Origin of the sequence: Brevundimonas sp. NIBR10 (assembly GCF_027912515.1) — a bacterium.
Classification (GTDB): Bacteria; Pseudomonadota; Alphaproteobacteria; order Caulobacterales; family Caulobacteraceae; genus Brevundimonas.
In genome coordinates this window covers 2,756,538-2,777,282 of record NZ_CP115464.1, presented here as the reverse complement: position 1 = coordinate 2,777,282, position 20,745 = coordinate 2,756,538, and the positions used below count along the sequence as shown (strand labels likewise).

The following is a 20,745-nucleotide window of genomic DNA, read 5'->3' as shown; positions in this document are numbered from 1 at the left end:
GTCCCGCCACCGCTCGACATTCAACTGTCGGAACCAGTATTGCACGATACCTCGACGGGCCTGCTCTCAGCAGTTAACCCGTGGACGTTACGCGGCTATCGCACGGTCGGCGACGAACAGTTTCGGATCCCAGCGACTGGTGGTCTGACCTACGGCGTTGCGGCCGAGCTCTATGATGTTTAGCCGGTCGCCTTCGAAGGCTGGGCTCAGTTCCAAAGCTAGATAGTCGAAGAGGGACCGCTCATGCACAGCGATGATTACCTGCCGCTTCATCTGCTTTGACAGCGTCCGGAGAAGCGCCGCGAATTGCGCGATATGGACCTCATCCATGCTTTGTACCGGATCGTCGATCACCAGCATGGGTAACTTCGCGTCCATGGAAAGGTGGAGAGCGAGGAAGAGTGTCAGAGCAGCGGTGTTCAGATTTCCCGCGCTCAACATTGCTCGGGGGTTACCACCCTTGCCACCGCGTCTGTGGTGTGTCTCGAGAATAGCCTCAATATCCGCAGCGCCGACGTCGGGAATGGCGAAGGCAGGAATAAAAGGCTCCTCAGGGGCCAGGCGCACGAACAGGTCACGCCACACCGCGTTGAGTTCATCGTTAAACACTCGCCGTACAACGTGACCACGCGCTTCGCGGGTTTGCCTCACGAGATCCTTTCCAAGCTCGATGATGGCATCCGCCGAGCTCTTTTGATGGCGGAGGATCGTCAATCTGGCCTCGGCCTGCTGACGCAGCTCGCCCAGTCGTTTGCGCTCGATAACGTCTTGGCTCAGGATGGATACAGCCTCTATTGCGGAACGGCGCGCGCCTTGACGGCCAGTCAGCGCAACCTCCTTCTCGACGAGCTTGATCCGGACTGCGTCGAGAAGGGCGCTTGTCGGCATGCCGTCGAGGACGGTTACATCGACGCGTGCCGCGAGCTCTTCTAGGCTCAACCTCAACACGACGGACGATTGATCCGCGCTTTGAACCGCTATGACCGATCGAGCGACGCGCTCCGCTTCGGCGCGAAGACCATCCCCCGACTGCATCGCTGGCAGCATCTGCACGAGTTGGGTGCCTACCTCGGAGAGATCCGCGGCACGGCGTTTGAGAAGGTTGAGATCCGTGTCCGCGACGACCTGGGCTGATGCGGCCACCAGTTCGCGTTCGAGCCGGTTCACCTCGGCGTTGTTTTGCGCTCGTCCCTGTACGAGCGACTGCAGCCGGCCAGACTGCTCGACCAACGAGGCGATCTTCGCAGTCAGATAGGCGTGCAGCGGAGTCGTGGAAACCTGCGAAAAATCCCGGTCGCATACTGGGCACTGTTCCCCGTGGATATGCTCAGCGAGTTCCGACAGCCCCTCCGCCAAGCCGTCATCGCTCTCGGCGGCGGCTTCAATCTCCGTGTCCAACCGTGCGACACGCGCGCGAACTTCGTCGAGCTGTTGAGATGTCTCGTTGCGCCGCGCGAGCGCCAGTTCGTGGCTTGAGATAAGCTGACCTACCCGAGTGAGGTCACCCGTGATCCGGGTTTCCAGAGATCTGGCTCGATCCACAAAGGACGCTTCCTCCGAAACAGAGAGGTCGACGAATAAGCCGGCGGCGCGCGTCAGGAGGGCGTTGATCGCAGGAGCCTGCGATTGCCTCCAAGCTTCGAGATTACTGCGGGCGATTTGTTGGTCGGCCTCGGCCTTGGCCCGTTCAGCGGCTCCGGGTGACGTACTCGTTGCCGCCATGCTCGCTTGCGATACGTCAAGCTCGCGCCGCGCCCGAACCAGGTCCACAAGCTCGAGCTCTTCTGGGTCGGTCTTCAGGCGGCGTGCAAGTTCTGGAAGATCGGCGACGACGACGAGCAGCGACGGATCGACGGTCGAGAGCGTGTCCCGCAGCTTCGGCTCTGTTTCGGCCAGACGCGCAGCGATCTCATCGTCTTGTCGCCGGAGATCGGCGACGCTTTTCTCGATTACGGGAATGTCGTCTCGGCCGAGGCCATAGGCGGGCACCGGGATCTTGAGCCTGGCGATGTTTCCTGCAGAATACAGGCCGCCGATCATCGCTTCCATCCGATCCAACCCCAGCAGCTCCTTCACGAAGCGCGTCAGCGGCGAGTCCGATTTCTTGTCAGTGTGCTGATAGATCTCAAGAAGGCGACCTAGAGTCGACTGAGCGAGGTAGCTGCGCTCGCTGAAAAAACTGGCTTCAGGTTCCTGAAGAAGCGGCGCTCCTGAGATGCCGTCAGTCGTAACCCTGAACTCCCCGGAACGAAGAGCGCCATCGGCCTCTGAGATCTCCAGACGGATTTCTCCGAACGGTCGATCCTTGTGGGGAAGATAGGCTAGATAATCCGGCTCGGCGCGCGACAGCGCAGGAACGCCACCCGTCAGAGCCAGTTCGATAGCCGATAGGAGGCTAGTCTTTCCGGCACCGTTTGGGCCGTGGATGAGAACGATTGGCGCATCGAGCGAGACGTCGACAACCCCGTCGATACTGCGAAAATCCTTCACGTAGAGCGACTTCAACCGATACATCAGACGGTCTCCCCGTCATCCGGATCGCCGGGATCGAAGATTTGGGATATGGCGGCGTGAAAACGGGCGCGCACCGAGTCTTCGCCGAACTTCGACGCCTCGAACAGCTCACGCGCGAGCGGGTCGTCAGGTAGCGCCAACGACTCGCCTGTTCCTAGGTCACGATCGAGCGAGAGCGAGGCAGGCAGCTCAAGCGGTAACAGGATCGCCAGCTGGTCCCTGAGGTCGGCGGGATTGGCGGCTTCCTCCACCGCCAGAACACGGCCGACCTGAGCCAGCGCTTCCAGCGCTTTACCCACAGGCCGGGGGCCGACGACGATCGTGGTTAGAGGGCGATGGGACCGCATCACATCGAGCGCTCTGGCGATTCCGTCTACCTGCAACAGAACCTTGCGCTCACCATCAGCCATATCACCGATGATGACGAGGTCCGCCGAATGATCGACACCGGTGAAGGCACCTGCCACATCGAAGGTGAGGCCGGCAATCTGAAGAGGCGTGCCGATCCGTCGGTATCCGGCGCTGACGAGAAGGTCGGCCACGCGCTCTGCAGGAACAACAGCTGTCACAGCGCCACCTTGCTGCGGAAGCGTTCGAGAAGATCCTCAACCTCGGAACCTGAAGCCAGCAACTCCTCGAGGCTGACCTCTCGCACGGTCGCGAGGCCCGTTCGGCCAGGAGGCCGGCGCGGAGACCGCGGCATTGCCGGCGGATTCTCGTGACTGTGGATGATCACCGCGTCGTCATTGTCCGCAATCAGTCCATTTGTGCCGAGGCGGATCGCCGCGCGCTGACTGGCGGCGAAATAGACGCGGGCGGGTCCGCTTCGTCCGGACAGTAGAAGCGCGCCTGAAGTCGCATCCGCCGCGTCCGGCTTCTCCGCGGTCCACAGACCACGCTCCAGACCCAAGCCGATCAGGCCTGAAGCGATGGCGAACTCACAGACGCCGCTGCCTGCCAGTGTCGGATCGGCGGGCATGCGGTCGATGGCATCCGGCGAGATCGGCACATAAACGCCACCCGATGCGTCCGGCAGGGTTCCATCACGCAACATGGTCATCGCGCGGCCCGAAAGGGTGAGAAGCTCGCTCACCGCAATGGCAGTCGGCTCAAGCCCTTCGGAGATATGATTGCGCGCGTGTTCGAGCCCTCTGTGCAGCTTTTCCCGATCTGCATCCGCTAGATCCGGCAGCTTGTGGGTCACCAGCATCTTCAGCTTCGCCGTGATGACAAAAAGGTACAGCGCGAGAAGTAGCGGCTTGGCGTAGGCTTGGACCAGAGCCTCGGCTTCCATCAGCGGTCGATGTTCGGGGGTGTAATCAAGGTGGTAGACGTTCTGAAGCAGGCTTTCCTGATCGCCTCCGAGTGCATTCTCGGAGAAGGCGTACGCCGGCGGATGGGACGGCCAACGCCACGCCAGCTGAGCTTCGGCCGCAGCGAAGAGCCCCTGAATGTTTGAGTCCTGAGCCGACAGACCCAGCATGAGGGTGGGTCTGGTGACGATAAGATGAGTGAGGAACGGCGCCACGACAGGGTTGTTCGCCACCCAGCCATTGATCTGGCTCTGGCGCGCTATGAGATGCTTGCGGAATTCACCGGGGTTGTTGAGCGCAGCCAGGGCGCAGCCGTGAAACTTGTAGAGATTGGCGCGGCGCCGAGCGCTTCGGACATCCGACGGTGCGACTGCGACGCGCAATATCGGCTGTGCGCCAGCGAGCGAGCTTATCGCCCGCTCTACCAAGGGGTCCCAGTTCGCCGACGGCATTTCAGAGGCGGCGCCCTCAATCGCCAGCGCCGCAAGGCAGAGGTGTTCAGCATCCGGCTCTATCGTCGCGTCGGCGTAGATACTGGCCGCATTGAGAATGTCCCAGAGCAGATAGTCGGCCTCTTCCCCGTCCACGGTCACATTCAGCATGCGGGCGTAGTTGTTGATCAAGCGGGCGGCCAAAATATCAAACGCCGGCCACTGGTCGGGGGAGAGGGAGAAATCGATCCCCGACTGCTCATCATCGCTCGGAGTGGTGAGCGCAACGACAGCAGTAAGCGCCTTGCGGAAGCGGCAGGCGTTGTCCGCCGACACGACCCGCGCTTGCAGTTCGATCAGGATACGCTTCGCCAGGTCTCGGAGGTCAGGCATCCGCTCTCGCGAGATCCCTGACCCGAGCCAGAAGGCGTAACGATCATTGGCGACGCCGTCCGCAAGTTCGCGTTTGGGTCCGTCCAGCATGTCGAGCGTGGCGCGGACCGATATCGTAGCTGCCGGCGGCGCGGGCATTCAGCTCGCCGCCCGAGATGGCGTGGAAACGACGCTTATGCATCTGGGCGCCTGCCGCCAGCTGCATGGTCCATATTCGGGGTGAAGCCGGGACTCAGTCATCCTCTCATCATTAAACAACCGGAAGGACACGTCGATGACCGTTTCGTCCTTGGCGCAAAATGCGGTCAGGTCGGAGGTGAGGCGGCGGCACGGCCTCACCTCCACATTTCGTCTACCTATGCCCAGACTTTGTTCAACACGGCTGCCGCCAGCGCTGCCTTGTCCTGAGGAAGAAACCGGCCGTAGTGCGCCTGAACGGTGGCCGGCGTGTCCTGGATCGCATAGCTGGCCTGCTCATATGAGCCGGTCGTCTTCAGAACATGGGTCGCGAGCACATCTCGGACACTGTGAGGACTGTGGATCGGCGTGGAAAAGGGACCCCGTTAGTCATGCCGACCCGTTCTGGGCTGAAGCGGCCCGTACCGGCTTCATCGGTGTGGGCGCCTATGTCGCCGCGACCCCGGACCTGCCCTTCACCCTGGGCGAGATCTACCGCCAGCTGACCGACGGCGACCCGCGCGACCGGCTGCCCAAACTGCTGGAGCAGCGCCGCAAGGACGGCGATCCCCTGCCCGCCGGAGCGGTGACGGCCCTGAACGACTTCTGCAGTTCGGGCGAAAACACTTTCGCATCGATCCGGCAGTCGATCACCACCCGCATGGGGCTCTGGCTCAATCCGCTGGTGGATGCTGCGACCAGCCAGAGCGACTTCGATCTGCGCGGGATCCGCGGCGGCCGGCTGTCGCTCTATCTGGCGGCCTCGCCCGAGAACATGGATCGGGTCGCTCCGCTGTACGCCCTTCTGTTCCAGCAGCTCGTCGATCTCAATAGCCGCGCCCTGCCTGACGCGAGCGATCCCCAGACCCTGGTGCTGCTGGATGAGTTCGCGCGGCTCGGTCGCGCGCCTGTGCTGGCGCACGCCTTCGCCTGGGTTGCCGGATACGGCCTGCGTCTGCTGCCGGTCATCCAGAGCCCCTCCCAACTCCGGGCGCTTTATGGTCCCGACGTGACCGAGGATATTCTCACCAACTGCGGGCTGGAGATCGTCTTCGCGCCCAAGGAGCTCAAGGTGGCGCAGGAGCTGAGCGAACGGCTCGGCTACTACACCTACCGGGGACGCAGCCGCAGCCGGCCGATGGGACTGGGGCAGGGCCGGCGAAGTCTCACCGATTCCGATCAGAAGCGCGCCCTCATGCTGCCGCAGGAGCTGATGCAGTTCCCGCAACACGCCCTGATCGTGTTGAAGGCGGGCCTTGCTCCGACGCGCGGACGCAAGCTCGTCTACTTCTCGGACCCCCGCTTCACCGCCAGGCAGCGCCCACCGCCGGATGTGCCGGTCGCGCCCACGCCTGCGCGTTCGACAGCGACCGTCCCACCAACAACGATGTCCTCAGATGGGGAGACAGACATGGATTTCGACAGCATCGTTCGCCGCTTCGCTGCCGAGGGCCTGACGCCTCCACCGCCCGGCGCCTCCGAGAAGGACGTGCAGGCGTGGCTCGATCGGGTGACCGAGCACCCTGACCTCCTCTATGTCAGACAATGCGTCGAAAAATTCCGAGTGCCGGGACAGGATTGCCTCGGCCGGTTTGAAGGTCGCCGCGAAGTAGCGGTCGAGGATGTCCTCACCTTCCAGCACCCGGAAATCCATGTCGGCGTCGGCTTCCGACCGCTTGCGGGGTTCATACTCTCTCGCGTGACCCAGGATGACGGCATCTTCCGGATCCGTCGTGCGTCCATGGATATGCAAGATGCGATCTTCGGGCACTCCGTAGAAACGCGTCAGCGTCGGAGTATAGTTGAAGGAGAGGTAGCGTGCCGTCGTTGGAATCGCGAGACGCGGTCCGCTCCAGCTCTCGCCCAAGGGAATCGGAAGCGTCCTCAGCCAAGCATGAAAACTCGCTTTCAGCCGTGAGGACAGGGCCGCAGCGATCTGCTCGACCTCATACTGGTAGGCATGGTTGTCGGCGTCGCTCCAGTCGTCGGCGCCGGGGCTGTTCAGGAAGATCGAGGCCTGATCGGTGACGTGGTCGGTATCGAGCCAGGCGAGGTTTTCCTCCAGCCGCGACCAGAGGGTCTCGCCGACCGGCGCTGGAATGAAATCCTCGGCAGTGTCGGCGAGGCGAGCGTCGGTCGCCCGCACATACGCCCCGAAGTGGGCGTAGCTCGACGGTATCTGATGATGCAGATCGAAGCCGTTGCCGATTATGTAAAGACGTCGACGTTGATCGACAGGGGTGGTGCGACTGCCGATAGTCGGCGCTTCTGGCTGCATGACGTCTATCCCCCTATTCTTTCAAAGGCGGATTCGCGGGGAGAGTTCAATCATGATGGAACCGGATGAAGTGGACCTCGACTTCGGTGCGTTCGGCGACGGCGGGAACGACGGCGGTGGTGGCGGTCGTGGCCCGGAGCGTCCGGAGGACGAGGGCGGCGGTCTGATCGGCTTTCTGGTCGATCTGGACGTGGCCCTCCGCGAGGTCGGCGGCGAGCTCCAGAACCTCGAAGATGTCGATTATGACTTTGCCTTCCCGGGACTTGGGGGGCTTTCCTTTATGGGCGGTCAGCTCGCCCTCGAGGATGCGCGACCGCGGGTCAAGGTGCTCATCCGTGACCTGACCGAGAACTATCCGCTGCGCCAACCCCAACTGGCGGCCGTTGGCCTGACCGGACAACCTGTCGTCTACAAGACCCGCATGGCCGGTCGCCGAAACTCGGTTCGCCAACAACTGCAGGAACTCGGCGAACGGTTTCGGGCCTGGCAGCGCTATTTCGACCTGGCGGCCTCGATCGTCAGCAGTCTTCTCGAAGCGATGCAGGAGATACCAGGAATGAAAGCGCTCATCGAAGCCCTCAAAGAGTTGCTCGAATTTCTCGCGTTCAATGCAGAGGAAATATCGGAGCTGCACTAGCGCCCCGCAGCACCATCGAACGATAGCGGTCGCGAACCCTCAGCTCTGGACAGGGAACTCAGTGCCACCCGGCAGGCCGCGCCCTTCGCTCAGGCGATCTTGCGCATCTCTCAGCGCGGCCAAAAGCTGCGCATTACTGTCGCCCCGGCTGTAGTAAAGCATCTCGGGGACAAGCGCGGAAGGGTACTGGATGACCTTCGCCCACTCCTCGATGAAGTCGTTGCAAGCCCACAGCAGGTTATGAATCAATAGGCCGAGTACGGGCTTGAGTGGCCCTAACTCGTTTGGCTCCATCTCATCGTCACGCCAGATGCGAATGTCCTCGAATGGGCCGAGGTTTCGCGCGATGAGGAAACCGTCGTCGCCGGTGTACAGCGCCTTGACCGCATAGCCCTTGTGCACAAGATCGTCGCGGAACTTACGTAGCCGCAGGAAGAGCGGCGCATGACGCGCGTAGCACTCGGCGATCCCTTGCGGCAGGCCGTAGATGCGAGCGATGTCTGTGGCCGCACGCGGCACAGCGCCCTTCACCGCCATCTCGGCAAAGCTGCGCTTCAGGGCGCGCTTCGATGCCCTCGGATCGGTCAGCCGGACGTTCTCCCAAAGACAGGACAGCATCTCCTGAAGCAGATCGAACATGCTTCGGCATACAGTCAGTATGTACTCAACCTCCGTGCAGGCCATGCGTGATCGAGCCGCCGAGCCAGAGGCGTGAATGAGGTCGAGCTTCGCAAGAGAAGCAGCCAGGTTGAACAGATCGTCTTGGAACGCGCCGAATGACCGCGTAAGACCTTTGATGAGGGCATGCTGGGCGATGAAGTTGAGGTGGATTGTCGTAAAGTCCCCCTCCTTTTCCGCTTCCACGGCGAAGTAATAAGACTCGGCAGGCTCTCCAAGAATTTCGACAAATGCATTGTCACCGGTCTGGACCCAGACCCTCCAACGACCATCGACGTGGAACGTTAGCGACGGCACGAAGAGAGACCGCTTAAGCTGTTCCTTGTCGAGGTATGGGATGTCCTCGATTTTCGAGATTTGACCTGGCGCCATGGTCCTGATCTGGCGGGATGGGGCTGTCGGCGCAAGATACTGCTCCACGCCACGGAGTTAGCGACGTCGAAGGGCTTGCCCTGGACATGCGGCAGCTGGTCATAACGCCGATGGAGCTTGTTCCCGATGGTCTTGGCAAATCTTAGCGCCGCCGGGCCGAAGAACAGGGCGTCCCGGTCGGCTGGCGGCGCGACCCTGGGCGCGTTGAGGTGGTCGAAACGCTTTTCAGGATTGGCGGTCACGGCTTCGACCCAGGCCTCGCCGCCGTGGCGATTGCGAATGTGAAAGTCCGGAGACTCGAACGGCTGGCTGACATGCAGGCCCTGCTCTCGGAACGCCGCCAGCAATTGGGCTTCCCACATGCGGGTATGGAAATTCCCGGTCTGGCAATCTCCGGCCCAGTTCCGGTCCGGATTGGGGAGAGCGAGGTAGAGCTGGTTCAGTATCCACGCGGCCAGATGATGCGACGGCGTGCGCAGGGAGTCGAAGATGGGACTGGGGGTACGGCCCTGAAGGTCGTGAAGGCCTGCCCGTGGGGCGGTGTTGGGCGGCAGCGGTTCGGCCGGCGCGCCGATGCGCAGCAGGGCTTCAAGGCGCTCCTGCGCATGCTTGAGCGATCGGAATCCGAACTCGCGCGCCGTCTCGGTCCAGACGTCATCGACCCGACGCCGCATGGCGATGACGCCGAGCTCGCCGGTCTCGGCATGCCGTGTCACGATCCCGCAGGTGGCTCCCTCAGGATCGCCCCAGGCGCCGACGGGCACCCGGTCGCCGAACCCGTGCCCGGCCGGCAGGGCAAGGGCGATGATGCGGAGCATGTTCTCCGGAATAAGATCCATTTCCGCATTATGACGCGAAGGTTCGACAGGAGGACAGGATGAGTTTCGAGGCGCTTCTCAGCAAACCGTTCCGTTGGCCACAGGCCGGTGATCGACTGTTCACCGTCTCACCTGACTGGGACGGCAACGCCACCCTCGTGAAGCCGCCCCACAGCCGGATGGTTCTGATGATGACCGGCTACAAGCGGGCGGGGGACCTGATGGTAGCCCACGCGACCGACGACCGCGGCGATCGGGACACGCTCGTGTTTCCGATCCTGTTCAACTACCGCCAGTTCATAGAGCTGTCGCTAAAGTATCTGATCGCGACCTATGGCCCCTCTGTCGAGGTCGAAGCGATCTGGAAATCTCACGACCTCTCCGTTCTCTGGACGCGGTTCAGGACGGTCGTCGAGGGCTTCGGCGTCGCCGACCCCGACGGCGCCGACGAGGCGGTCGGCCGCATCGTCGCGGAGTTCGCGGTCGTGGATCCCGGCTCGTTCTCTCACCGCTATCCCGTCGATACCAAGGGCCGCCCGATCGCGCTCGCCCTGGACCATGTTGACCTTGTCGCCCTGGCCGATGTCATGAACACCGTAGATGACTATTTCACGGGCTGCGACGGCTACCTGGATGCGCTTGAAAGCGCGGCTCCCTGATTGCTGCGGGACCTCAGCCGGCGATGCGAACCGAGATCGGGCAGTGGTCCGAAGGATGCTCAGTCTCCGCGATCCCGCCATAGCGATACTCTTCGAATGACTCCGGCTCGACGCGTGCGGTCGCGACCGATCCGGTCGCGATGAAGTCGATGTACTCACGATAGCGGGCCTTGCAGCCCGCCGGCCTGTCGCCGGAGGCCAGCGTAAGCCCCGATCCGGCCGGTTCGCCATCGTTTAGATCGGCCAGGAAAGCGTCATTCCGGCTCGCGAGACGGCGGTTCCAGTCCCCAAGCACGACGAAGGCCTCCCCTTTCGCAGCCCGCGCCTCCGTCCATCCTTCCAGCACCGGGAGCTGGTCGAACAGGACAGGGCAGTCAGGATCCGTCGGTTCGCGGCCAGAGTTGCAGCCGGATTTCAGATGCACCGCCAGCAGCCGCACGGGCCGACCGCGAGACACGGTCACATCCACGCCCCAGCGCAGGTCCGGACTTCCGAGCGCCAGCGCGTTGAGGTCGGGATGGCGTGTCCAGGGCACGCCCCTGCGGATCGCGAAGCCGACGGCCTGGTTCTGGATGAACAGGCCCGGCTGAGCCCGGCATTCGCTGCTGCGCGTGCTGGGCGAGCGGCCTGACATGACCACGTCATAGATCGCCGGGTCGAACACCCGTTCCGCAGCTGCCTTGTTCTGAACCTCCTGGAAGGCGATCACATCGGCGTCCAGTGCGCGGACATGATCGCGCAGTCGGGCGTAGTCCGCCTCGGTACGGGGGCTGCAGCCCTCGCCGTCACGCTCGGCGAGGTGCTCGATATTCCAGCTCGCGACCTTGAGGCTCCCGCTATCGCGGTTCGGCGTCATGCCGATGCATCCGGACAGGACGATAGCCGAGAGTGAAAGCGCGATGAGGGGTTTCATGTTCGAGGTCCTCGCCGGGAAGGGTGCGGCCCGGCCGACGGCGGGTCGGCGCGGGACCGCAGCCGGGCGCGAGGTCGGTCGCGGTCCGGCAGTATCGCCTATCGTATCGAACCGATTCCCGCGATGCGTCATTCCAAGGCCGCGCCGTCGATTGCGTCGTAGCCACGACCCTGTAGGCTGGCCGCGACGGGTTCCGGAACGATAGGGGCCGACCGAGAGCCGGGGGACGCTTGGCGTCGGCGGCGGCTGGTCCTGAAACCCCGGGCTTCCTCGCAGAAGTTCCAGGCCCGTCCCCCATTCGACTGCCCGTCAACTCAAGGGAGCGTTCACTGACAAGCTCCAGCCTCTGAGCCCAGCACGAAGAGGGCTCACGAAAAGCGCCATCCTGCTGCGGCACTCGGGCTTGGGTCTCATCGGAGTGGCGGTGGCGTTCGCCGCGACTTCCACGGGCGGGGGCATCGCGATCGGACACGGCGCCGAAGCCCTGCCGATTGCCCCATTCGCCGCAGTTCCGATCGCGCTTGGCACCTTGTCCTCCCTGACGCCAGCATCCCTGACGCCAACATCCTGACAGGCAAGGCCAGCGACAACCGCTCGCGACAGGACGCTACAGACCTATTGATAGCTTTCACGTCCCTTAAGTCGCCAGACTTGGCGACTTAAGGGCTTAAACGACCCGAAGTCGCCATCTATGACGAGTTAGAAGGAAAGGACTTCCTACGTATAAGTCGCCATTGTTGACGAATTAACCCCTTAAGGGGTATATAAGTCGCCGAAGGTGGCGAATTATGAAGGTAACCAATCTTACCACAGATCAGGCGGTTCTGACCGAGGTCGGGCGCAGGATGGCGGACTACCGCCTGCAACGCCACATGACCCAATCGCAGTTCGCTGAGGCCGCTGGGGTGTCGAAGCGCACAGTAGAGCGCCTTGAGGCCGGAGACTCTGTCCAATTGATCAATCTGGTTCGCGCGCTTCGGGTGTTGGAGAAGCTGGACGGTCTCGACCGGTTCCTTCCGGATGCGCCGGCCAATCCGATCGACCTGCTGGAGCGGCAAGGCAAGGTTCGCCAACGGGCCCGGCCTGACGCGCGCCCGGACGACGACGCGACCCAACCCTGGCGCTGGGGTGACGAGGCATGACCATCGCCGCCGTCAATCTGTGGGGCCGCCGGATCGGGGCCGTCTCGCTGGCTGAGGGCGCCGACGTCGCGACCTTCGCCTATGAACCCGCCTTCCTGCGCTCGCAGATTGAGGTGGCACCGCTGTTCATGCCGCTCAGCGACCGAATCTACAGCTTTTCCGGCCTGAACCCCGAAAGCTTCTACGGCCTGCCGGGCATGCTCGCGGATGCCCTGCCCGACCGCTACGGCCACACACTGATCAACGCCTGGCTGGCGACGCAGGGGCGAACTCCGGACAGCGCCGACGCCGTCGAACGGCTCTGCTACATGGCCTCTCGCGGCATGGGCGCCCTGGAGTTCACGCCTGCCGCCGGCCCGCGCACGCGCAAGTCCGAGCGAGTTCACATCGAGACCCTCGTCGAGCTGGCGTCGGAAGTGCTGACCAACCGCAACACCCTGCAGGTCTCTTTCGGAGACCCGGACAAGGCCGACGCGCTGCGGGAAATTCTTCAGGTCGGCGCCTCGGCCGGGGGCGCCCGCGCCAAGGCGATCATCGCCTGGAACCCGGATACGAACGAGGTCCGGTCAGGTCAGGTCGATGCCGGCGACGGCTTTAGCTACTGGCTGCTCAAGTTCGACGGCGTCAGCGACAACCGGGACCGCGGCCTGGCCGACCCGCAAGGGTTCGGCGCTGTGGAGTTCGCCTATTCGGAAATGGCCAAGGCGGCCGGCATCAACATGACCGACTGCAGGCTACTGCCGGAGGGCGGCCGCAGACACTTCATGACCCGCCGCTTCGACCGCACGGAGACCGGCGGCAAGCTGCACATGCAGTCATTGGCCGCCCTCGCCCACTACGACTACTGCAGCCCGGACAGCTACACCTATGAGCAGGCCTTTCAGGTCATGCGGCAGCTGAACCTGCCGATGGACCAGATGGAGGAGCTGTTCCGACGCATGACGTTCAACGTCGTCGCCCGAAATCAGGACGATCACGTCAAGAACATCGCCTTCCTGATGGATCGCAACGGCGTCTGGTCCCTGTCCCCCGCCTACGACGTGACCTGGGCCCTGGACCTGACGAACCAGTGGCTGCGGCAGCACCAGATGTCGGTGAACGGCCGGCGCAAGGACATCTCACGGGCGGATCTCGAAGCCTGCGCGGCCACCGCTTCGATCAACGCCACCCGCGCCCGCGCCATCATCGACGAGGTCGTCGCGACGGTCGCGGACTGGCCCCGGTTCGCCGAGGCGGCCGAGGTCGATGACTTCATGCGGAAGTCGATCGACCCCAGCCTCAAGGCGGATTTCTAGCGACAAGCGACGGGCGCCGCTGGCCCATTTCAGGAGCAGCGTTCATCGGATTAAGTTTGGTGCGGGCGGCCGGGGTCGAACCGGCATGGGCAAAGCCCGACGGATTTTCATACCACTTCGACTTTCGCCGCCGCGCCGAAGCGCGTTCGTGGTCTGGACTATCCCTTCGTCGTAGCCCGAAGGCCTTAGACGCCGCCCGTCTAGTCTCTACACCTTCCCGTCCGGAGACGGGCTTGGCTCGGGATCGCCATTTGACAGGGTTCCCCGACTTTGAGCGGTTCTACGTCCGGGATTTCCCCCGGCGCACTCAATCCTCAGCTTAAGTCCGTTGCGTCTACCAGTTTCGCCACGCCCGCGGGCCGAACCGCTCTATAGCCGCGTTCGATCACTATCGCCAAGGCGAGTTCAGTCGACGTCCGTCGCCAGAGCCTTCGCCACCCGCCGTTTGGCGGGCTTTAGCTTGCGGACATTGATGGCCGATGCGTCGAGCACGTTCTTGATGTGGGAGGCGTAATATTTCTCGATCATCTCCACGCTGGTGCGGCAGTTCTTGGCCACCTGGTAGATGTCGGCGCCCTCCATCAGTCTCATCGAGATGTAGGTATGACGCAGGCTATAGGCCGTCCTTGGCTTGCCATCCCGATCCTTCTTGAGACCTAGTTCGTCAAGGATCGCGTTGAGAAGCTCGCGTTGCACCAGCCCGAAGACGAGATCGGTGGGCTGACCATTCTTGCGTTTCAGCACCCGCTCAAAGGGGCGGACGGCTCCCGGCATGCTCTTGCAGTAGCCGACGCCGCGCTTGCCACGCACCTCGATCTCGAGGATCCGTTCGCTGGTCGCCTCATCCTTGACGATCGAGACGTCCCTGAACTCCAGGCGCTGCGCCTCGTCGGGACGCAGCCCGGTATTGACCATGAATATTACGAAGTCGTGAAACTGCTCGCATTCTTCGCGCCAGCGTTCCTTCTTCGGGTTCTTCGCGCGTTCTCGGGTCGCTTCGTAAAGACGCTTGTATTCTTCGGGTGAGAACCAGGCCCGGTGGCTCACCTTGCCGGAAGCTCGATATGGGTTGCTCATATCCGGAAGCGCCGAAATCCATCCTTTCCGGTTCGCGGTCTTCAGAACCTGCCGGAGACAGACCATCTCGTTGTGGAGGGTCTGGCGGCTCGGCCGTTTCCAGACCCTGGCCTTGCCGATCCGCTCCTGACCATCCGAGACGAAGCGCACCCGCTGCGGTTCGTCGGGAGGCGTGACGCGGTGCAGCCGGTAATCCTGGATCCGACCGGCGGAGACTTCGGAAATCGGCAGGTCGCCAAAGAACGGATTCAGATAAAGCCGGATCACCCGCCCCTTGCCGGCGACGTAGTGGGTGTTCCGCTCACCGAGCGTCATCGCCTCGAACTCCTTTTCGAAGACGGCCGCGGCCTCACGGAAGGTCTTTTCGCCCGGCCGTTTCGGCGCGACTCGTGCAGGAATGACGACAGACGTCTCCGGCGCCGCCGGTAGCTTCCCGGACTTGCGAAGACGATCCTCGGCGACCCGGTCGAGATACCACTCGCGCGCAAATTCTCGCGCGAAAGCGATGTTCGTTTCCTTCGTCGACTGACGATGGTTGCGACCGTTGAGATAGGTCGCGCATTGCCAGAACCGGCTGTTCTCGCGACGGTACACGTGAAGCTTGCCGTCCATGAGGGAGTGAGACTCCGGCACATGACCTCCTTGCCGCATGCGGCAACTGTGTAAGGTATGTGTAAGTCTCTACCCTTCGCAACCAGTTGATTTAGCTACGTAAATCTACGGTAGTGGGTTTTAAGTCTGCTGCGTCTACCATTTCGCCACGCCCGCAACGCCGCCGGAGACCCTCCGGCGGCGTTTCTGCGCTACCTGCACGGGGCGCGGTCGTCCACCGGTTTCGGTTCAGGGAGCCGGCGGCGTCACCGGCTTCATCGCGCGGAAATCGACATCCGAATCGGCGGCCAGCCAGACCAGGGCAGTCCAGGCGGCGACGTTCTGGGTCATCTGGACCGGGTCGATCTTGTCCAGGGTGTCGTCGGCGGTGTGGTGCAGGTCGAAATAGCGGATGCCGTCCTGGTTCAGGCCGAACACAGGCACCCCGGCCTGGACGATCGGGCCGATGTCGGCGCCGCCGTTGAGCTCGGGCTGACCGGCAGGCAGGACGCCGATCGGAAACAGCACCCGTCCGGCGATCCGCGCGAATTCCGACGTCTGCGCGCCGACAGGCAGGCCCAGCGAATAGATGCGGTCGGCCCCAAAATCGCTCTCGCCCGTGAACACGTGACCGGCCAGTTCGGCGGGGCTCAAGGACCGCAGATAGGCGCCGCCGCCATTGCCGGTATTGGTCGGCTGGGCCACCTCTTCGGCCCCGAACAGGACGACCCGGACCGTGCGCTCGGCTCCGCCCTTGTCGAGGATGGCCTTGGCCGCCGCGATGGTGATGGCGCCCCCCGCCCCGTCGTCGATGGCGCCGGTGCCCAGGTCCCAGCTGTCCAGGTGGGAACCCAGCAGCACGATCTCGTCCGGCCGCGCCCGGCCGGGCACATCGGCGATGACGTTCTGGGAGGTCGTCTCATAGGTGCGGGCCGTGGACGACAGGCGCAGGCGAACCGGCTCGCCCATGGCCAACAGACGGCTGAGCTGGTCTGCGTCGGGCGCGCTCAGCGCAAAACCCGGCAGCGGCACCTTGCCGTCGACATAACGGGTGGTGCCGGTGTGCGGCATGCGGTGTTCGTCCGACCCGACCGAACGCATGATGAAGGCCAGCGCGCCCTTCTTGGCCGCCTCGTTCGGGCCGGCACCCCGGATGCGGGTCAGGGGTCCGTAGCCGGAGCCGTCCTGGTTCGCGACCAACTGGCCTGCATCGACATAGGCGATCTTGCCGGTCAACGATCCCGCCGGGGCCGCGATCAAGGCCTCGAGCGTGGCGAAGCGGACCACCTCGGCTTCGATGCCTCCCGCCGGGGTCGGGATCGAGTGGCCCAGGGCGGCGACGACCAGCCTTTGGGGATGATCACCGAGGATCGACGCGCTCTCCTCGCCCCGCTCCCACCCGACCAGGGGGAAGGACTGGATGCGTACGTTCTTGAACCCGAGCCCCTTCAGATACTCGGCGGACCAGGCGGCGGCCGCCTGCTCCGACGGGGAGCCGGCCGGGCGAGGGCCGAACCGGGTGGTCAACTGAGTGACGTAGTCCAGGGCCACGTTGTCGCTCAGCACCTGGTCACGCAGCTGTTCGGCCGTCGCGATCGTCGCCGCATCCTGTGCGACGGCCGGGGCCGACAGGCCGCACACGGCGGCAAGTGCGAGGGCGGAAACAAACAGGGTGCGGGCGGACATGGGGGCGACTCCGGACAGGACGAGCGACGGGCTTAGCGGGTCAGGGCGGAGGCGGAAAGCGGGGAAGCACCACTATGGCCGGCCGTCACGCGTCCTCCAGCATCAAGACACCTGGCGCAGACTTGAGCGCGCCGCGCAGGGCACCGTCCAGCCGATAGCGGCCGGGTAGTTTCAGCTCGACCTCGCGCCGGCCGTCGAGCGAGGCGACCAGCGAGACCTCGCCACCCTTGCCGCCCCGATCGGTCGACAGCGATCGTTCCAGCCGGGAGCGGATCGCCTCCGGGTCCGTGCCGCGCGCCGAGACGTGGACACGCAGGCCCGCCGTCGAATCGTCGATCATCGCCTCCAGCCGCGAGGCGTCGTCGCCGAAGAACCGCACCTCGCCGTCCGCGGCCTTGGCGCGGATGCGGACGAGGACAGAGGTTCCGACCTCCAGCACCTCGCGGCATTTGCGCAGCTGTTCGGGCGGAAACAGGCATTCGAACTCGCCGGTCGGGTCCGAGAAGGTGACGAAAGCGAATTTCTCGCCGGTGCGCGCGCTGGCCCGCTCCTGACGACGCCGCACCACCCCGGCCATCATGAAAGCCTCGTGCCCGCTTTCGGCCAGGGCCGTGGCCTCTGCGACGAAGGTGACGCGCTTGCGTTTCAGGGCCGGGACCATGTCCTCCAGCGGGTGACCCGACAGGTAGAAGCCGACCGCTGACAATTCGTGATCCAACTGCTCCGGCCCGATCCACGGTTCGACGGCCTTCAGCCGTGGCCGCGCGGCATGGGCCTGATCGGCGCCGAACAGACTGACCTGGGACGAGGCGCGTTCCGCCGCGACCGACTGGCAATAGGCCATCAGGACGTCGGCCTGTTCAAACAGCTGTCGCCGGTTGGGGTGGAAGGTGTCGAACGCGCCCGCCTTGGCCAGCCCTTCCAGCGCCCGCTTGTTGACGCTTCGCGGATCGACCCGTTCGAGGAAGTCGAAGATGTCGGCGAACCGTCCGCCGGTCTCGCGCACCTCGACCACATGCTTCATGGCCTCGAGGCCCACGTTGCGGATGGCCCCCAGGGCATAGAGGACGACGCCCTTGTCGTCTTCCTGGGCTACGTCGAAGTCGGCCGAGGACCGGTTCACGTCGGGCGCGCGCACCGGCACGTCGAACTTGCGGGCGTCCTGATAGAAGACCGCCAGCTTGTCGGTGTTCGACAGATCGAGCGACATCGAGGCGGCGAAGAACTCGACCGGGTGGTTCGCCTTGAGCCAGCCCGTCTGGTACGAAATCAGCGCATAGGCGGCGGCGTGCGACTTGTTGAAACCATAGCCGGCGAACTTGGCGACGAGCTCGAAGATGCCGTCCGACTGCTGTTCCGGCACGAATTTCTCTGAGGCGCCCTTGATGAAGCGCGCCTTCTGGACGTCCATCTCCTCCTTCTTCTTCTTGCCCATGGCCCGGCGCAGAAGATCGGCCTCCCCCAGCGAATAGCCCGCCAGGATCTGGGCTATCTTCATCACCTGTTCCTGGTAGATGATGACGCCGTAGGTCTCGGACAGCGTCTCCTTCAGCGAGGGATGCAGATAGTCGACCTCGGCCCGACCGAATTTCCGGTCGATATAGGTGTCGATCATCTCCATCGGGCCGGGGCGATAGAGGGAAATCAGCGCGGTGATCTCCTCGATGGAGCCACAGCGCATCTTGCGCAGAGTGTCGCGCATCCCCTGGGATTCCAGCTGGAACACCCCGACCGTCTGGCCCGAGGCCATGAGCTCATAGGTGCGCGTATCGTCCAGCGGCAGCAGGTTGAAATCCTGCGCCGCGCCACGCCGCTTCAGATAGGTCGAGGCGCGGTCCAGCACCGTCAGGGTCTTCAGGCCCAGGAAGTCGAACTTCACCAGACCGGCCGGCTCGACCCATTTCATGTTGAACTGGGTGGCCGGGATGTCCGAGCGCGGGTCCTGATACAGGGGTGTCAGCTCGACCAGCGGCCGGTCGCCGATGACGATGCCCGCCGCGTGGGTCGAGGCGTTGCGGTAAAGGCCTTCCAGCTCCAGCGCCGTGGCCAGCAGCTTGGCCACCGCCGGCTCGGCGTCGCGCGCCTCCTTCAGCCGGGGCTCGATCTCGATCGCCTGGGCCAGGGTGGTGGGGTTGGCCGGGTTGTTCGGTATCATCTTGGCCAGGCGATCCACCTGCCCCAGCGGCATCTGCAGCACCCGGCCGACGTCGCGCAGCACGGCGCGGGCCTGGAGCGTGCCGAAGGTGATGATCTGGGCCACGCGGTCGCGGCCGTAGCGCTGCTGGACGTAGTCGATGACCTCCTCGCGGCGCTCCTGACAGAAGTCGATGTCGAAGTCGGGCATGGAGACCCGTTCGGGGTTCAGGAACCGCTCGAACAGCAGGCCGAACCTCAAGGGATCCAGATCGGTGATGGTCAGGGCCCAGGCGACCAGCGACCCGGCCCCCGACCCCCGGCCCGGCCCCACGGGGATGCCGTGCGACTTGGCCCATTTGATGAAGTCCGCCACGATCAGGAAATAGCCGGGGAAGCCCATCTGCTGGATGATCCCGACCTCCCACTCCAGCCGGGTCCAGTAGTCGGCCTCGGGCGCGGAGGGCGCGACCTGTCGCAGCCGTTCCTTCAGCCCCTCGCGGGCCTGGTGCATCAGTTCGTCGGGCTCGGACCGGCCATCACCGGTGTCGAAACGCGGCAGGATAGGGGCGTGGGTCCTGACCAGAAAGGCACAGCGCCGCGCGATGTCGATGGTGTTGTCACAGGCCTCGGGCAGGTCGGCGAACAGGGCGCGCATCGCCTCGGCCGGCTTGAACCAGTGCTGGTCGGTGATCCGGCGGCGATCCTCCTGTCCCGTGAAGGCCCCGTCGGCGATGCACAGCAGGGCGTCGTGCGACCGGGCCTGGGACTGTTTGGCGTAATGGACGTCGTTGGTGGCGACCAGCGGCACGTCATGGTCATAGGCCCAGGCCACCAGACCCTGTTCGGCCTGTCCCTCGCTGGGCAGGCCGTGGCGTTGCAGTTCGACGTAGAAGCGGTCGCCGAAGACCTCGGCCATCGTGGCCAGTGCGGCATGGGCCTCGGCGGGCTTTGACTGGACGAACAGGGGATCGACGGGGCCGTCGGGGCCGCCGGACAGCAGGATCAGCCCCTCGGAATGGGCGACCACCCTTGACCAGGGCACGCCGGGTTCGTCGTCGCCGGCGTCCAGATAGGCCGAGGACGACAGGGCCGACAGGTTCAGCCATCCCGTTTCGTCCTGGGCGATCAGGACGATGGTCGCGACCTTGGCCCACCGCTCGGCGATCTTGCCGCCGATGCCGGTGACCGGCAGGGCGCAGGCGATCAGCGGCTGAACCCCCGCCCCCTTGGCGGCCTCGGAAAACTCCAGCGCCCCGAACAGATTGGCCCGGTCCGCCACCGCCACGGCCGGCATCCCGGCCCCCGAGGCCAGGCCCGGAATCTTGCCCGCCTTGATCGCGCCTTCCAGCAGCGAATAGGCCGAACGGACGCGGAGGTGGACGAAGCCCTGGTTTCCGGTGGTGTCGGTGATGGCCTGTTCCTCGCGAGCAGGCCGAAAACGACTCACGCGACCAGAGTCGCCGCCTGCCAGACCATCCAGACAAAGCCGCCGCACGATGCAAGCGACAGCATATCCCTGACCCACCTCGACATCGTCTTATCCCCAGATTGCGTGTTCCGGGAATGTTCTATGTTGGCTTTTTGTTCTCGTCAACAGGCTTTGGGGCGAGTTTTCCACGACAGACGACGGGATCA

Annotated in this window: 15 protein-coding genes and 1 pseudogene; 6 read left to right on the top strand and 10 right to left on the bottom strand. The window is 64.1% G+C overall.

Annotated elements, in window-relative coordinates; all coding sequences use genetic code 11:
- Positions 1-87 precede the first annotated feature (87 nt).
- The 4 genes and pseudogenes from O5K39_RS13665 to O5K39_RS13650 all read right to left on the bottom strand — a co-directional run.
- On the bottom strand, positions 88-2,514 hold the full coding sequence (locus O5K39_RS13665; RefSeq protein ID WP_271144166.1) for an AAA family ATPase: 2,427 nt from the start codon (positions 2,512-2,514) through the stop codon (positions 88-90).
- Complete coding sequence (locus O5K39_RS13660; protein ID WP_271144165.1) at positions 2,514-3,056, bottom strand: hypothetical protein; 543 nt, start codon at positions 3,054-3,056, stop codon at positions 2,514-2,516. The genes O5K39_RS13665 and O5K39_RS13660 overlap by 1 nt, the downstream gene beginning before the upstream one ends.
- 23 nt (positions 3,057-3,079) lie before the next feature.
- Positions 3,080-4,789, bottom strand: coding sequence for an SIR2 family protein (locus O5K39_RS13655; protein ID WP_271144164.1), 1,710 nt, complete (start codon positions 4,787-4,789; stop codon positions 3,080-3,082).
- Between the two features lie 218 nt (positions 4,790-5,007).
- A pseudogene (locus tag O5K39_RS13650) lies at positions 5,008-5,184 on the bottom strand (hypothetical protein); the annotation flags it as partial.
- On the opposite strand from O5K39_RS13650, the gene O5K39_RS13645 reads away from it, so the two are divergent.
- From O5K39_RS13645 to O5K39_RS13635, 3 genes are read left to right on the top strand one after another with little or no spacing between them, the layout of a single operon-like run.
- Entirely contained in the window at positions 5,130-6,746 is a 1,617-nt protein-coding gene (locus O5K39_RS13645) for a type IV secretory system conjugative DNA transfer family protein (protein ID WP_271144163.1), read from the top strand. The pseudogene O5K39_RS13650 and the gene O5K39_RS13645 sit on opposite strands and share 55 nt — an antisense overlap.
- Positions 6,747-6,788: 42 nt before the next feature.
- Positions 6,789-7,175 carry a hypothetical protein gene (locus O5K39_RS13640; RefSeq protein ID WP_271144162.1) on the top strand — a complete coding sequence of 129 codons (387 nt, stop codon included), beginning with the start codon at positions 6,789-6,791 and terminating at the stop codon, positions 7,173-7,175.
- Positions 7,159-7,743: a hypothetical protein gene (locus tag O5K39_RS13635; RefSeq protein ID WP_271144161.1), complete on the top strand. Its 585-nt coding sequence runs from the start codon at positions 7,159-7,161 to the stop codon at positions 7,741-7,743. The genes O5K39_RS13640 and O5K39_RS13635 overlap by 17 nt, the downstream gene beginning before the upstream one ends.
- A gap of 39 nt (positions 7,744-7,782) precedes the next feature.
- Here the strand turns inward: O5K39_RS13635 and O5K39_RS13630 are convergent, their stop codons facing one another.
- Positions 7,783-8,793, bottom strand: a complete 1,011-nt coding sequence (locus O5K39_RS13630) for a hypothetical protein (RefSeq protein ID WP_271144160.1) — start codon at positions 8,791-8,793, stop codon at positions 7,783-7,785.
- Complete coding sequence (locus tag O5K39_RS13625) at positions 8,706-9,611, bottom strand: hypothetical protein (protein WP_271144159.1); 906 nt, start codon at positions 9,609-9,611, stop codon at positions 8,706-8,708. The genes O5K39_RS13630 and O5K39_RS13625 overlap by 88 nt, the downstream gene beginning before the upstream one ends.
- A 59-nt stretch (positions 9,612-9,670) precedes the next feature.
- Between O5K39_RS13625 and O5K39_RS13620 the strand changes: the two genes are divergently transcribed.
- Positions 9,671-10,270, top strand: a complete 600-nt coding sequence (locus O5K39_RS13620) for a hypothetical protein (protein WP_271144158.1) — start codon at positions 9,671-9,673, stop codon at positions 10,268-10,270.
- A 13-nt stretch (positions 10,271-10,283) separates the two neighbouring features.
- On the opposite strand, the gene O5K39_RS13615 is transcribed toward O5K39_RS13620, so the two are convergent.
- The gene (locus tag O5K39_RS13615) at positions 10,284-11,183 is read right to left on the bottom strand and encodes an endonuclease/exonuclease/phosphatase family protein (RefSeq protein ID WP_271144157.1); all 900 of its coding nucleotides are present in this window, start codon (positions 11,181-11,183) and stop codon (positions 10,284-10,286) included.
- A 788-nt stretch (positions 11,184-11,971) separates the two neighbouring features.
- On the opposite strand from O5K39_RS13615, the gene O5K39_RS13610 reads away from it, so the two are divergent.
- A complete protein-coding gene (locus O5K39_RS13610; RefSeq protein WP_271144156.1) occupies positions 11,972-12,325 on the top strand; it encodes a helix-turn-helix transcriptional regulator in 354 nt (117 codons plus the stop codon).
- Positions 12,322-13,620, top strand: coding sequence for a type II toxin-antitoxin system HipA family toxin (locus tag O5K39_RS13605; RefSeq protein ID WP_271144155.1), 1,299 nt, complete (start codon positions 12,322-12,324; stop codon positions 13,618-13,620). The genes O5K39_RS13610 and O5K39_RS13605 overlap by 4 nt, the downstream gene beginning before the upstream one ends.
- Before the next feature lie 405 nt (positions 13,621-14,025).
- On the opposite strand, the gene O5K39_RS13600 is transcribed toward O5K39_RS13605, so the two are convergent.
- The 3 genes from O5K39_RS13600 to dnaE all read right to left on the bottom strand — a co-directional run bounded on the left by O5K39_RS13600 (position 14,026) and on the right by dnaE (position 20,521).
- Positions 14,026-15,309, bottom strand: coding sequence for a site-specific integrase (locus tag O5K39_RS13600; protein ID WP_271144154.1), 1,284 nt, complete (start codon positions 15,307-15,309; stop codon positions 14,026-14,028).
- Positions 15,310-15,537: 228 nt separating this feature from the next.
- Positions 15,538-16,974: a M28 family peptidase gene (locus tag O5K39_RS13595; RefSeq protein ID WP_271144153.1), complete on the bottom strand. Its 1,437-nt coding sequence runs from the start codon at positions 16,972-16,974 to the stop codon at positions 15,538-15,540.
- 85 nt (positions 16,975-17,059) lie between these two features.
- A complete protein-coding gene (gene dnaE / locus O5K39_RS13590; RefSeq protein WP_271147162.1) occupies positions 17,060-20,521 on the bottom strand; it encodes a DNA polymerase III subunit alpha in 3,462 nt (1,153 codons plus the stop codon).
- Positions 20,522-20,745: the final 224 nt, after the last annotated feature.

What these genes read in the sequence shown, in the direction of transcription:
- O5K39_RS13620 (WP_271144158.1), top strand. Translation starts at nt 9,671, where the DNA reads ATGAGTTTCGAGGCGCTTCTCAGCAAACCGTTCCGTTGGCCACAGGCC.
- O5K39_RS13640 (WP_271144162.1), top strand. Translation starts at nt 6,789, where the DNA reads ATGGTTGTCGGCGTCGCTCCAGTCGTCGGCGCCGGGGCTGTTCAGGAA.
- O5K39_RS13600 (WP_271144154.1), bottom strand. Translation starts at nt 15,309, where the DNA reads ATGGACGGCAAGCTTCACGTGTACCGTCGCGAGAACAGCCGGTTCTGG.
- O5K39_RS13610 (WP_271144156.1), top strand. Translation starts at nt 11,972, where the DNA reads ATGAAGGTAACCAATCTTACCACAGATCAGGCGGTTCTGACCGAGGTC.
- O5K39_RS13635 (WP_271144161.1), top strand. Translation starts at nt 7,159, where the DNA reads ATGATGGAACCGGATGAAGTGGACCTCGACTTCGGTGCGTTCGGCGAC.
- O5K39_RS13630 (WP_271144160.1), bottom strand. Translation starts at nt 8,793, where the DNA reads ATGGCGCCAGGTCAAATCTCGAAAATCGAGGACATCCCATACCTCGAC.
- O5K39_RS13625 (WP_271144159.1), bottom strand. Translation starts at nt 9,611, where the DNA reads ATGCTCCGCATCATCGCCCTTGCCCTGCCGGCCGGGCACGGGTTCGGC.
- O5K39_RS13645 (WP_271144163.1), top strand. Translation starts at nt 5,130, where the DNA reads ATGAGCCGGTCGTCTTCAGAACATGGGTCGCGAGCACATCTCGGACAC.
- O5K39_RS13595 (WP_271144153.1), bottom strand. Translation starts at nt 16,974, where the DNA reads ATGTCCGCCCGCACCCTGTTTGTTTCCGCCCTCGCACTTGCCGCCGTG.
- O5K39_RS13665 (WP_271144166.1), bottom strand. Translation starts at nt 2,514, where the DNA reads ATGTATCGGTTGAAGTCGCTCTACGTGAAGGATTTTCGCAGTATCGAC.
- O5K39_RS13605 (WP_271144155.1), top strand. Translation starts at nt 12,322, where the DNA reads ATGACCATCGCCGCCGTCAATCTGTGGGGCCGCCGGATCGGGGCCGTC.
- O5K39_RS13655 (WP_271144164.1), bottom strand. Translation starts at nt 4,789, where the DNA reads ATGCCCGCGCCGCCGGCAGCTACGATATCGGTCCGCGCCACGCTCGAC.
- O5K39_RS13615 (WP_271144157.1), bottom strand. Translation starts at nt 11,183, where the DNA reads ATGAAACCCCTCATCGCGCTTTCACTCTCGGCTATCGTCCTGTCCGGA.